The organism is Pseudomonas sp. P39-UII1 (assembly GCF_039672635.1).
Lineage (GTDB): Bacteria > Pseudomonadota > Gammaproteobacteria > Pseudomonadales > Pseudomonadaceae > Aquipseudomonas.
In genome coordinates, this window is record NZ_JBDFPP010000008.1 from 51,385 (window position 1) to 62,876 (window position 11,492).

At 64.3% G+C, this 11,492-nt stretch carries 11 protein-coding genes and 1 pseudogene; 6 read left to right on the plus strand and 6 right to left on the minus strand.

Annotated elements, in window-relative coordinates; all coding sequences use genetic code 11:
- Positions 1–11 precede the first annotated feature (11 nt).
- Together ABEH27_RS12675 and yjiA are read left to right on the plus strand one after the other, a co-directional pair.
- The gene (locus ABEH27_RS12675; RefSeq protein WP_008094130.1) at positions 12–209 is read left to right on the plus strand and encodes a YbdD/YjiX family protein; all 198 of its coding nucleotides are present in this window, start codon (positions 12–14) and stop codon (positions 207–209) included.
- A gap of 72 nt (positions 210–281) precedes the next feature.
- Positions 282–1,259, plus strand: coding sequence for a GTPase (gene yjiA, locus ABEH27_RS12680; protein WP_346613915.1), 978 nt, complete (start codon positions 282–284; stop codon positions 1,257–1,259).
- Here the strand turns inward: yjiA and ABEH27_RS12685 are convergent.
- A complete protein-coding gene (locus ABEH27_RS12685; protein WP_346613916.1) occupies positions 1,195–2,706 on the minus strand; it encodes a methylenetetrahydrofolate reductase C-terminal domain-containing protein in 1,512 nt (503 codons plus the stop codon). The genes yjiA and ABEH27_RS12685 overlap by 65 nt on opposite strands.
- Before the next feature lie 212 nt (positions 2,707–2,918).
- Here ABEH27_RS12685 and ABEH27_RS12690 point away from each other — a divergent pair.
- Positions 2,919–3,938, plus strand: a pseudogene (locus tag ABEH27_RS12690) (5-methyltetrahydropteroyltriglutamate--homocysteine S-methyltransferase); the annotation flags it as partial.
- 110 nt (positions 3,939–4,048) lie between these two features.
- Here the strand turns inward: ABEH27_RS12690 and ABEH27_RS12695 are convergent.
- On the minus strand, positions 4,049–5,227 hold the full coding sequence (locus ABEH27_RS12695; RefSeq protein ID WP_346613917.1) for an acetyl-CoA C-acetyltransferase: 1,179 nt from the start codon (positions 5,225–5,227) through the stop codon (positions 4,049–4,051).
- 219 nt (positions 5,228–5,446) lie between these two features.
- On the opposite strand from ABEH27_RS12695, the gene ABEH27_RS12700 reads away from it, so the two are divergent.
- Together ABEH27_RS12700 and ABEH27_RS12705 are read left to right on the plus strand one after the other, a co-directional pair.
- Complete coding sequence (locus ABEH27_RS12700; RefSeq protein ID WP_346613918.1) at positions 5,447–5,713, plus strand: PepSY domain-containing protein; 267 nt, start codon at positions 5,447–5,449, stop codon at positions 5,711–5,713.
- A complete protein-coding gene (locus ABEH27_RS12705; RefSeq protein ID WP_346613919.1) occupies positions 5,713–6,252 on the plus strand; it encodes a cytochrome b/b6 domain-containing protein in 540 nt (179 codons plus the stop codon). The genes ABEH27_RS12700 and ABEH27_RS12705 overlap by 1 nt, the downstream gene beginning before the upstream one ends.
- 39 nt (positions 6,253–6,291) lie before the next feature.
- On the opposite strand, the gene ABEH27_RS12710 is transcribed toward ABEH27_RS12705, so the two are convergent.
- From ABEH27_RS12710 to ABEH27_RS12725, 4 genes are read right to left on the minus strand one after another with little or no spacing between them, the layout of a single operon-like run.
- Positions 6,292–7,398, minus strand: coding sequence for an agmatine deiminase family protein (locus tag ABEH27_RS12710; protein ID WP_346613920.1), 1,107 nt, complete (start codon positions 7,396–7,398; stop codon positions 6,292–6,294).
- 3 nt (positions 7,399–7,401) lie between these two features.
- Positions 7,402–8,487: an extracellular solute-binding protein gene (locus ABEH27_RS12715; protein ID WP_346613921.1), complete on the minus strand. Its 1,086-nt coding sequence runs from the start codon at positions 8,485–8,487 to the stop codon at positions 7,402–7,404.
- Between the two features lie 2 nt (positions 8,488–8,489).
- Positions 8,490–9,386, minus strand: coding sequence for an N-carbamoylputrescine amidase (gene aguB / locus ABEH27_RS12720; RefSeq protein WP_346613922.1), 897 nt, complete (start codon positions 9,384–9,386; stop codon positions 8,490–8,492).
- Positions 9,383–10,423 (minus strand): agmatine deiminase family protein, encoded by a 1,041-nt coding sequence (locus ABEH27_RS12725; RefSeq protein ID WP_346613923.1) that lies wholly within the window; start codon positions 10,421–10,423, stop codon positions 9,383–9,385. Before ABEH27_RS12725 ends, aguB begins: the two co-directional genes overlap by 4 nt.
- A gap of 135 nt (positions 10,424–10,558) precedes the next feature.
- Between ABEH27_RS12725 and ABEH27_RS12730 the strand changes: the two genes are divergently transcribed.
- Positions 10,559–11,443, plus strand: a complete 885-nt coding sequence (locus ABEH27_RS12730; protein WP_346613924.1) for a LysR substrate-binding domain-containing protein — start codon at positions 10,559–10,561, stop codon at positions 11,441–11,443.
- Positions 11,444–11,492: the final 49 nt, after the last annotated feature.

Below are 11,492 nucleotides of genomic sequence, written 5' to 3' on the forward strand. Positions count from 1 at the left end.
GGAATACTGCGATGTTCAACGACCTGGGTCGACTGGGTAAGTACCTGGGGCAGGCAGCCCGCCTGATGGTCGGCATGCCCGACTACGACAACTATGTCGAGCACATGCAGACCAAGCACCCGGACAAGCCGGTGATGAGCTACGAGGCGTTCTTCCGCGAACGCCAGGAAGCCCGCTACGGTGGCAAGTCCGGCCCCAAGTGCTGCTGAGCCGGCACACTGCGTGAACCTGTGGGAGCCTGTGGGCTCCCACAGTCATTTTCAGCTTCAGGAGATTTCTGCGTGCAGACGCCTATTCCCGTAACCGTGCTGACCGGCTTTCTCGGTGCAGGCAAGACCACCTTGCTCAAGCACATGCTCAAGGCCGAGCACGGCCTGAAAATCGCCGTGATCGAAAACGAGTTCAGCGAGGCCGGCATCGACAGCCAGCTGCTGGGCGACGAACCGGTGCAGGTGATGACCCTGGCCAACGGCTGTGTGTGCTGCAGCATCCATGGCGACCTGACCCGCGCGCTGTACCTGCTGCTCGAGCGCCTGGACGCCGGCGAGATCGCCTTCGACCGCCTGGTGATCGAATGCACCGGCCTGGCTGACCCGGCGCCGGTGGCGCAGACCTTCTTCATCGAAGAAGACTTGCGCGACCGCTACATCCTCGACGGCATCATCACCTTGGTCGATGCCGCCCATGCCGAATTGCACCTGACCCAGACCATCGCCCAGGCCCAGGTCGGGTTTGCCGATCGCCTGCTGCTGAGCAAGACCGACCTGGTCGAGCCGGCTGCGGTAGAAGCCCTGCGCGAGCGCCTGGCGCGCATCAATGGCCGAGCGGCCATCCGTGTGGTGGAACACGGCAGCATCGAGCTGGCCGAACTGCTCGATGTGCGCGGTTTCAACCTCAACCCCGACCTCGGTGCCAACCTGAAACCGGCCCTGCGCCCGGTGTTGAAACCCGCCACAGCGGATCGGATCTCCACGCTGGTGCTGCGTACCGAAGTGCCGCTGGACATCGACCGCCTCAGCGACTTCATGAACGAGCTGCTGGAAACCCACGGCAAGCAACTGCTGCGCTACAAGGGCGTGCTCAACATTGCCGGCGACGACCGCCGCCTGGTGTTCCAGGGCGTGCTCAAGCTCTATGGTTTCGACTGGGATGCCGAATGGGCCGATGGCGAAACCCGCGAGAGCGTGATGGTGTTCATTGCCGATGAACTGCCGGAGGCGAAGATTCGGGCTGGGTTCGCGGCACTGGCTGCGAGCTGAACCGGCGCGGCGCCGAGGCGTCGAACCACTGCGGCCACGAGCTGCGGTGGCGTGTTTCGACGTCGATGCACGGGATCAGCCGCTCGCTGAGCACGGCAGCCTGGCGCACGGCCTTGGCGGTGCGGTATTTGACGCTGTGGATGCATTCACGGTCGCCGAACTCGCAGCGGTTCAGCGCAGTACCGCCACAGGGGCCGTTGGCCAGGCCCTTGGGGCAGGTTTCCGGGCAGACATACAAGGTGTCTTCGAGCCGGCAACGGCCGCAGGTGTCACAGCCCAGCAGCGGCCGTTTCACGCAGCGCTCAAGGCCATGTAGCCAGCGAGCGCCCCGGGCCGTGTTCCAGAATGGTCGCCGCACGGTCCAGCCGAAGGCCTTGCTCAGCCAGTGGGTGCGGCTGAACAGCAGCGCGTGAAACGCATGCAGCAGGTGATAGCGCAGTGTTTCTCTGCGGGTTGCACTGACCTGCGACTCCCCCTGACGCCAGGCCGCTTGCGGTGGGTGGAAGGTTACCGCTGGCAGGCCCGGCATCTGCCAGCTCTCGGCCCAGGCGGGCTCCCACTGTTCCAGCGCGTGGATGCGTGCCTGCCAATGTTCCAGGCGCTGTTCCAGGGCGAGCAATTGCTTGAGCTCGTGAATACCGGACAGGTGCACCCCGGCGTAACCCATCAGCTTCACACCAATGATCTGCAAGGCCAGGCGATCGACACTGCGCGCCTGGGCGTACGCCTTGGACACATCAGCTTCGGCTTCGAGCATGTCGCGCATGGACGGCGAGACGGTCACGCCGGCGACATGCTCGAGCATCGTCGCACGGCCATGGGTCAGGCTCATCAGGCAGGCGAGCATGGGTTTTGGGGCGGCCTGGCGGCTCATCCATTGCATGGCCTCCTGATGCTTGCTGGCATCGAAGCCCAGTTGCAGGGTGAGGAAGTCAGCGCCCGCAGCGAGCTTCTTCTCGGCCTTGAAGTACTGTGCGCCGCCTTCTTCCTCACGGTATTTGAACGGGTTGAGCGCGGCGCCGAGCAGCCAATGGGGGCAGGCCTGGCGAGCGATCTGCAGCGCCGCCACCGACTCCAGGTAGCGCACCGGGCGTTCGCCTGGCTGGTGGCCAGGCAGGCGGTCGCCGGTCAGTAGCAGCAATTGGTCCAGGCCGGCGGCGTCCATGCGCTGCAGTTGCGCAAGCAGGTGGTGGCGTTCGCGGTCCTTGCCGGAGAAATGGGGCAGGGCAGGCACGGGCGAGCTGAAACTGGACAGGGCATCCAGTGGCGAGAGGTCGAGCGGGCTGCCGACGCGGTCGCCGATGGCCACGGTCATCGGCCAGCCGCACAGGTGCGCACGGGCCATGATCGCCTCCATCGCGGCGAAGCGCTCGGCCGAGGGCTTGGGCACAAACTCCATGACGCAGACGAAGTGCTTTTCGTGCAGCGCCGATTGCAACAGGCTCATGGTGGGTGGCACCTGGATTGATCAGGGTGGCATTGTGCGGCAGAGCGCGGGCGCGGTCATGTCCAAGGGCGCAGGATGCTGCTCTGATCAAGACAAGCTGCAGGGCGATCATGAGCAATACTTGAGTTCATCTCAAATTTAATGAGTTTGTTTTGAAATGCGCTTCGCTTGAAAATTCTCTCATTCATTTTCTGGGTTTTGAGAGACACGACATGGCACTGGCACACAACCTGGGTTTTTCGCGCATCGGTGGTGATCGCGAGCTGAAGAAAGCCCAGGCGGCCTTCTGTAACGGTGAGCTGGACGAGGCAGGCTTGCGCAAGGCTGGCCGTGAGTTGCGCGCCGCTCACTGGCAGGCCCAGAAGGATGCCGGTATCGAATTGCTCCCGGTCGGCGATTTCGCCTGGTATGACCAGGTGCTGACCCACTCGCTGACCTTCGGTGTGATTCCCGAACACCTGCGTGGCGAGGAGGGTGCCAAGCCAACCCTGCAGACCTTGTTTGCCATGGCCCAAGGGGCTCAGGAAACGACCCCATGGTTCGACACCCACTACCAGTACCGGGTCCCCGAGTTTACCGCTGACCAGCAGTTCGCGCTGAGCTGGGAGCAACTGTTCGATGAGGTGGACGAAGCCAAGGCCTTGGGCCACGCCATCAAGCCGGTGATCATCGGCCCGCTCACCTACCTGTGGCTGGGCAAGGCCAAGGGTGCGGATTTCGACAAGCTGGAGCTGGTCGATCGCCTGCTGCCGCTGTACGACCAGGTCCTCAACCGCCTGGCCGCACAGGGCGTGGAATGGGTACAGATCGACGAGCCGATTCTGGTCCTCGACCTGCCGCAGGAATGGAAGAACGCCTATGAGCGCGTGTACAACATCCTCCAGCGCGCACCGCTGAAAAAACTGGTGACCACCTACTTCGGTGGCCTGGAACAAAACCTCGGCCTGGCCGCCAACCTGCCGGTCGATGGCCTGCATATCGACCTGGTGCGTGCGCCGGATCAGTACCCCACGATTCTTGATCGCCTGCCGGCCTACAAAGTGCTGTCGCTGGGCCTGGTAAATGGCAGCGCCGCAGGGGCGTGCGACCTGGAACGGGCTGCAGACGTGCTGCGTCATGCGGCCGAACGCCTGGGTGACCGCCTGTGGGTCGCGCCGTCCTGCTCGCTGCTGCACAACTCGGTCGACCTGACCTTCGCCGTGCAGAAGTGCCAGGAGGTAGCCCGGTTGGCAAGTCTGGACATGCGTGCTGCTGCCGCCTGAGCACGCGTTATCCGTAGGGCCTCTTCAGCGCTGTGCTGGAGTGAAGCGAAGAGGCCCGCACAGCTTGCATCAACCCCCGATCAACGCTCGATGGCCAACGCCACACCCTGCCCACCCCCAATGCACAGGGTGGCCAGGCCCTTTTTGGCATCGCGCTTGATCATCTCGTGCAGCAAGGTCACCAGCACCCGGCACCCCGACGCCCCAATCGGGTGGCCGAGGGCAATCGCCCCACCATTCACGTTGACCCGCGTCGCATCCCATTCCAGCGCCTTGCCCACCGCCAGTGCCTGTGCAGCAAACGCCTCATTGGCCTCTATCAGGTCCAGTTCGGCCAGCTGCCACCCCGCCTTGTCCAGGCAGCGTTGGGTAGCCGATACCGGGCCGATGCCCATGATTGCCGGGTCCACACCCGCACTGGCGTACGCGGCAATCTTCGCCAGCACCGGCAGGCCCAGGGCCTTGGCCTTGGCAGCGCTCATCAGCAGCACCGCTGCAGCGCCGTCGTTCAGGCTGGAGGCGTTACCCGCGGTGACGCTGCCGTCTTTCTTGAAGGCCGGGCGCAGCTTGGCCAGGGAATCGGCGGTAGTGTCCGGACGTGGCTGCTCGTCACGGTCGAAGACCTTGGGGTCGCCTTTTTTCTGTGGCATCACGATTGGCGTGATTTCGTCCTGGAAACGGCCGGCCTCGATGGCGGCCACGGCCTTGCGCTGCGATTCGGCGGCGAAGGCATCCTGTTGTTCACGGCTGAGGCTGTACTGCTCGACCAGGTTTTCTGCGGTTATGCCCATGTGGTAGTCGTTGAAGGCATCCCAGAGGCCGTCGCTGATCATGCTATCGACCAGCTGGCCGTGGCCCATGCGTTGGCCGGTGCGCGCCGAAGGCATCACGTAAGGGGCCAGGCTCATGTTCTCCTGGCCGCCGGCAATTACCACCTCGGCATCGCCGCAACGGATGGCCTGGGCCGCCAGGTGCAGGGCCTTGAGGCCCGAGCCGCAGACTTTGTTCAGGGTCAGCGCCGGCACGCTGTAGGGCAGGCCGGCCTTGATCGCGGCCTGGCGGGCGGGGTTCTGCCCGGCACCGGCGGTGAGCACCTGGCCCAGGATCACTTCGTCGACCTGCGCCGGGTCCAGCCCGGTCTGCTCCAGCAGGCGCTTGATCACGGCCGCGCCGAGGTCGACGGCGGGCACCGTGGCCAGGGCGCCCTGGAAGCTGCCGATGGCGGTACGGGTTGCGGCGACGATGACCACATCGTTCATCTTGTTGTTCTCCGTGTACAGGTGGGCGCCGAGCGGGCGCGGTGCCTTCAGCTTCGGTGGGTTTGGCTCATTTGTTAAGTTTGTTTTTCTTTGCCATTGATGTGAAAAGCAAATGAATGGCTTGAAAGGCCACAGCAGGCAAACCTTGCACCGCTGGCTAAGCTTGATTGGGCTGCACGCGCCTCATGCTGTTCACTCAACAGACCGGAGCTCATTGCCATGCGTACCCTGATCGCTCTCACCTTGCTCGTTGGCTGCAGCAGTGCATTCGCCGCCACCCAATGCACCACCGCTGACAAAAGCACCTGGCAAGACCAGGAAAAGTTTCAGGCCCAGCTCAAGGAGCAGGGCTACAAGATCAACAAGTTCAAGGTCACCAAAGGCAACTGCTACGAAATCTACGGCTTCAACAAGGACGGCAAGAAGGTCGAGATCTACCATGACCCGGTCACTGGCAAAGCGGTCAAGACCGAGATCGAAGACTGATGCAGACACCAACGGTACAGCTGTGGGACCCGCTCCTGCGGCTGTGCCACCTGTCTTTCGCCACCGTGTTCATTGCCGATTACTTTTTCACCGAAGAGGGAGACGACTGGCACCAGTGGCTCGGTTATTACGCACTGGGGTGTGTCGTGGTGCGCCTGGTATGGGGCTTCGTCGGGCCGCAGAGCGCCCGATGGGCAGACTTCTGGCCGACGCCCTCGCGCCTTGCAGCGCATGCCCGGGCGCTGTTGCGGGGTGAGCCGTACCATCGGCTGGGGCATTCACCGATCGGTGCACTGGTGATGCTGCTGATGCTGGCCGGTATCACCGGGCTGGGGCTGACCGGCTGGGCCTCGCAGGAAATCGACGCACTATGGGGCGCCGACTGGCCCATGGACGTGCACAGCTTGCTGGCAGACGCCGTGCTGGCGCTGGTGGGCGTACACGTGCTGGCGGCCATCGTCGAAAGCGTGCGCCTGGGCGAAAACCTGCCGCTGTCGATGATCACCGGGCGCCGCCGCGGCCCTGACCACGACCAGTGATGTACAGCGCCTGGCCCGGCCTCTTCGCGGGTACAGTGTTCAGACTGCCGGGCATTGATGTGTCACACAGTGGATGCCTCCGCCACCCGCAGCAATTGCATCGATGTCCAGCTGCACGATATCGCGCCCTGGGTACAGCGCGGCCAGCAACGCTCGCGCTTTTTCATCGGCTTGGGCATCGCCGAACTGCGGGGCGATGACTGCACCGTTGATGACGAAATAGTTGATGTAGCCCGCAGCAAAATCGGCGTTCTTGCTGAACCTGTTGCGGCGCCCGCGCATCGGTGGCGAAACCAGGTGCACCTGCAGAGCCCGGCCTTCGGCGTCGGTCGCCTGCTTGAGAATCTGCAGATGCTTGCGGGTCACGTCGTAGTCATAGGATTCGGGGTCATTGTCCAGGTTGGCAATCACCACACCTGGCCGAACGAAGCGGGCATAGAAATCCACATGGCCGTCAGTGATGTCTTCACCGGCGATGCCCGGCAACCAGATGACCTTGCTCAAGCCCAGGCGCTCCTTGAGTTCGGCCTCGACCTCGGCCTTGCTCCAGCCTTTGTTGCGGTTGGCATTGACCCAGCTGCTTTCGGTCATGATGCCGGTGCCGTGGCCGTCCACTTCGATTGCGCCACCCTCGCCAACCAGTTCGCTGGGCTGATAGTGCGCGCCAGCGAGCGTGGCGGCCCGTTTGGCCAGTTGAGCGTCGCTACGATGGCGTTGCTTGTTGCCCCAGCCGTTGAAGTTGAAGTCCACCGCGCCGAGGGCGCCGTCATCATCGACGACGAAGTTGGCGCCGATGTCGCGCATCCAGATGTCGTCGAGCCCGCAAGTGACGAAGCTTGTGTTGTGGCTGCCGCAACGCTGCTGGGCCAGCTCCCGTTCGTTGGCGCGGCAGAACACCGTTACCGGCTGGTAGCGCGCAATGGCCTGGGCGATGCGGCCAAGGGCCGCCTGCACGTCGGCGGTGAAGTCTTCCCAGATGGCGTCCTGCGCGCCGAACGCGATGAACGCCCGTTGCTGCGGTTCGCCTTCGTCGGGCATGAACCAGCGCCCGGGCTCGTCGGCGCGGGCCAGGCTCAGGGGCAGGCCGAGGCCGGCACCGAGGCCTGCGGCCAGTGACAGTTGCAGGAAGGTTCTACGGCTTGGCATGGCTCAGTCCTGTGCAGTCTTGAAGCGGGTCCACACGCGCATGCGGGCGCGCATGTCGGCTTGCGGGATGTCCCGGCCCGGAATCAGCCGGGCGTAAGTGGCTTGGTCGAGGTAGATGTCGGGGTTGTCGCGCATTTGCGGGTCAACCGCCTCGCGCGCTTTGGCGCTGGCAGTGGGGTAGCCGGTGAAGTTGCTGATTGCGGCCATGTTCGCCGGGCGCATGACGAAGTTGATGAAACGATAGGCGTATTCGGGGTGTTTGGCGTCGGCGGGGATAGCCATGGTGTCCATCCATACCGTGGTGCCCTGACGCGGCACGCGGTATTGGAAGTCGAGCGCCTTGCCGGCGGCGGATGCCGTGCGCTGGGCCTGGATCACGTCGCCGCTGTAACCCAGCGACAGGCAGAGGTTTTCGTTGACCAGCTCGGTCACTGGCTGCGACTGGAACTTGCGGATGTACGGGCGCACCGCCTTGAGCAGTTCGCTCGCCGCCGCCAGGTCTTCACGCTTGGCGCTGCGCGGTTCGCGGCCCAGGTAATTGAGGACCACGGCCAGCACTTCGTCTGGCGAGTCGATGACCGAGATGCCGCAGTCGGCGAACTTGGCCGCAAGCTCGGGTTTGAACAGCAGGTCGAGGTCGTCCAGCGGCGCATCAGGCATGCGTTCGCGAACCTTGGCGGCATTCACCGTCAGGCCGATGGTGCCCCAGGTATAGGGCACTGTGGCCTGGCTGGCCTTGGGGTACTGCCCATGCAGTTTGCGCAGGCCAGGCTCGATGTCGCCCAGGGCCTTCAGGCGGCTGGGGTCGAGCGGTTGCAGGCTGCCGGCGCGCATCAGGCGCTCGGCCACGGTGTCGCCGGGGAATACCAGGTCGTAGCCGCTGCGCCCGGACATCAGCTTGGCTTCGAGCACTTCGCTGCCGTCCATCACGTCGTAGATCACCTGGATACCGGTCTCGGTGGTGAACTGCTTGAGGGTGTCCTCGGCGAAATAGTCGGCCCAGTTGTATAGGCGCAGGGTGGGTTGTTCGGCCTGGGCCTGGGCGGCGCAAAGCGCCAGGGTGAGGGCGGCCAGTCGGGGCAGCTTCATGTTCAGGTCCTCGCGACGTGTGGGTGAGTGCCGTCCAGGGTCAAAAGCGGCGCGTACATTTCTGGGCGGCGGTCGCGGTAGATGCCCCAGCTCAGGCGATCCTCGCGCATGCGCGCAAGGTCCAGGTCGTGCAGCCAGATGCCGCTGCTGTCGCGGTCGGCTTCGGCGAGCAGCGCACCTTTGTGGTCGCAGATGAACGACGAGCCATAGAACCGCATGGCCAGCGTTTCGTCGCTTTGCGCCACTTCCCGGCCTACGCGATTAGCCGCCACCACCGGCAGCAGGTTGGCGGCGGCATGGCCGCGCATGGCGACCTGCCAATGGTCGCGGGAGTCCAGTTCGGCGGCGCCGGGCTCGGAGCCGATGGCCGTCGGGAACAACAGCACTTCAGCGCCCATCAAGGCCAGGCAGCGGGCGGTTTCGGGGAACCACTGGTCCCAGCAGATGCCGATGCCCAGGCAGCCGAAGGCGGTGTCCCAGACCCTGAAACCGGTGTCGCCGGGGCTGAAGTACTCTTTCTCCTGATAGCCGATGGCGTTGGGGATATGGGTCTTGCGATACACCCCCAGCAGGCGGCCATCGGCGTCGGCCACGGTCAGCGAGTTGAAGAAGGCATTGCCGGCCCGCTCGTACCAACTCAGCGGCAGCACCACACCCAGCTCACCGGCAAGCGCGGCGAAGCGTTGCAGGATAGGGCTGTGCGGATACGGCTCGGCCAGGGCCTGGTGGCGGTGGTCCTGCTCGATGCAGAAGTACGGTGTGGCGAACAGCTCTTGCAGCAGGATCACCTGGGCACCTTGCGCGGCCGCCTGGCGTACCAGCTGTTCGGCGCGGTCGAGGTTGGCGGGCAGGTTCCAGCTGCACGGCATCTGCGTGGTGGCGACGCGCAGCAGGCTCATCGGCAAACCTCCGGCTGTTGCTGGGTGATGCAATGGATACCGCCGCCGCCGTGGGCGATGTGGTCGATGCGCACCGGCACGATCTTCCGGCCGGGGAAGGCGTGGGCCAGTTGCGCCGCCGCATCGGCGTCGGCGGCGATACCGTAGGCCGGCATGATGATCGCGCCATTGGCGATGTAGAAGTTGGTGTAGGAGGCGCAGAACACTTCGGCGTCCTGGTCGACCGCAGCGCTGGCTTCATACAGGTCGAGCAGCTCGAAATGCCGGCCCTGGGCGTCGGTGGCAAGCGCCAGGGCGCGGCGGTTTTCCCGTACCACCTCGGCGTAGACCGAGCCGTGCTCGCGGGTGGCATCGACCAGCAGCACGCCGGGGCGGGCGAAGGCGCACACGCCGTCCACGTGGCCGTCGGTCATGTCGCCCGTAACGTACTGCGGGTCGCCCGGCAGCCAGATGGTCTTGCTGATGCCCAGGTAACGGGCGAAGCATGCTTCGAATTCGGCCTTGCTGACGCCGGGGTTGCGGTTGGGGTTGAGCAGCACCGACTCGGTGGTGATCAGCGTGCCTTCGCCGTCCACATGGATCGCACCACCTTCGCTGCACAACGGCGTGCTGAAGCCGTCCAGGCCAAGCTGGTCGAGGATCCGTCGGCCCAGGCTACGGTCGTGGCCATGCTGCGACTTGCCGCCCCAGGCATTGAAGCGCCAGCTCAACCCGGCCAGGCCATGCTGCGGATGGCAAACGAAACTCGGCCCGCTGTCACGGCACCAGCTGTCGTCCACGGCCAGCTCGACCAGTTCGATGTTGGCGCCACACAGGGCACGAGCACTCTGCAGTGCCGAGGGATCGACGACCATTTTCACCGGCTCGAAGCGGGCGATGGCGGCGGCGACCCGTGCATAGTCGCGCTGCACGTCGGCAAGGTTGACCTGCCAGCCGCTTTCCCACAGTGCCTGGTTGTGTGGCCAGATCATCCAGGTGGCAGCGTGGCGGGCCCATTCGGCAGGCATGCGCCAGCCGCTGTCGAGGGACAGGTGCATAGTGAACTCCGATCAATTAAGGATTTTTATCAACGAAGCCCGCCGTCGCGGGTGTTGGTGCCAATGCTATGGCTATGAAGGCAGCGCGACAAACGATAGATTTAGCGCAAATCTGATTAGCAGGGCTTATCGATAATGCTCAAACACTGGCCACCCCTCAATGCGCTGCGGGGCTTCGAAGCCGCTGCGCGGCTCGGCAGCTTCCACAGGGCAGCCGAAGCCCTGAACCTCACCCAGTCGGCGATCAGCCAGCAGATCCGCAGCCTGGAAACCTACCTGGAGCAGCCGCTTTTTCATCGAGCTGGACGCAGCGTGAGCCTGACCGATGCCGGGCATGACCTGCTCAGCACCACCCAGTCGCTGCTGCAGCACCTTGCCGTGGGTATTCGAAGGCTTGATCAGTACCGCAAACCCAACCAGCTGGTGGTCAACACCAGCCCGGCTTTTGCCCGGCACTGGCTGCTGCCGCGGCTGGCCGATTTTCATCAACGCTGCCCGGAGGTCGACCTGTGGTTGTTCACCAGTTTCGAAGTGCCGGACATGGCCAGCGAGACCATCGACCTGGCCATCCGCGACGACCTCAGCGCCCAGGCCGAATGCAGCTTCAGCGTGTTGTTCCAGGATGAGCTGTATCCGGCCTGCCATCCTTCGTTGCTGTCGGCAACTGCGCGCACCACCCTGCACGGCGAACGGGAAATGGACTGGAGCCATTGGCAGCTGGAAGGCGGCGAGGATGTCGGGCAGCAGGGCAAGGGGCTGAATTTCTCCGACCCAGGTTTACTGCTGGATGCGGCCAGTGAAGGGCTGGGTATCGCCCTGGTCAGCCAGCTGCTCGCCCGGCGGGCAGTGGAGGAGGGGCACCTGCAGGCGCTTTCGCCCAAGCGGGTGCGTGGGCCGGCGTGGGCCTGCCTGGTGCACCGCGACAGCCAGGACGATCCACTGGCGCGGCGGTTTCTGCAGTGGTTGCAAGGCCAGCTGGCTGAGCAAGCGCAGTTTTGCATCCCCTCAAACACCCCGTAATATGTGTCGGATAACCTGCGGGGGTAGTCTCACCCTCTGATCAAACGGA

Excerpts from the sequence above, each read along its gene's own strand:
- ABEH27_RS12675 (WP_008094130.1), top strand. The coding sequence starts at position 12 with ATGTTCAACGACCTGGGTCGACTGGGTAAGTACCTGGGGCAGGCAGCC.
- ABEH27_RS12685 (WP_346613916.1), bottom strand. The coding sequence starts at position 2,706 with ATGAGCCTGTTGCAATCGGCGCTGCACGAAAAGCACTTCGTCTGCGTC.
- ABEH27_RS12695 (WP_346613917.1), bottom strand. The coding sequence starts at position 5,227 with ATGAACGATGTGGTCATCGTCGCCGCAACCCGTACCGCCATCGGCAGC.
- ABEH27_RS12700 (WP_346613918.1), top strand. The coding sequence starts at position 5,447 with ATGCGTACCCTGATCGCTCTCACCTTGCTCGTTGGCTGCAGCAGTGCA.
- ABEH27_RS12705 (WP_346613919.1), top strand. The coding sequence starts at position 5,713 with ATGCAGACACCAACGGTACAGCTGTGGGACCCGCTCCTGCGGCTGTGC.
- ABEH27_RS12710 (WP_346613920.1), bottom strand. The coding sequence starts at position 7,398 with ATGCCAAGCCGTAGAACCTTCCTGCAACTGTCACTGGCCGCAGGCCTC.
- ABEH27_RS12715 (WP_346613921.1), bottom strand. The coding sequence starts at position 8,487 with ATGAAGCTGCCCCGACTGGCCGCCCTCACCCTGGCGCTTTGCGCCGCC.
- aguB (WP_346613922.1), bottom strand. The coding sequence starts at position 9,386 with ATGAGCCTGCTGCGCGTCGCCACCACGCAGATGCCGTGCAGCTGGAAC.
- ABEH27_RS12725 (WP_346613923.1), bottom strand. The coding sequence starts at position 10,423 with ATGCACCTGTCCCTCGACAGCGGCTGGCGCATGCCTGCCGAATGGGCC.
- ABEH27_RS12730 (WP_346613924.1), top strand. The coding sequence starts at position 10,559 with ATGCTCAAACACTGGCCACCCCTCAATGCGCTGCGGGGCTTCGAAGCC.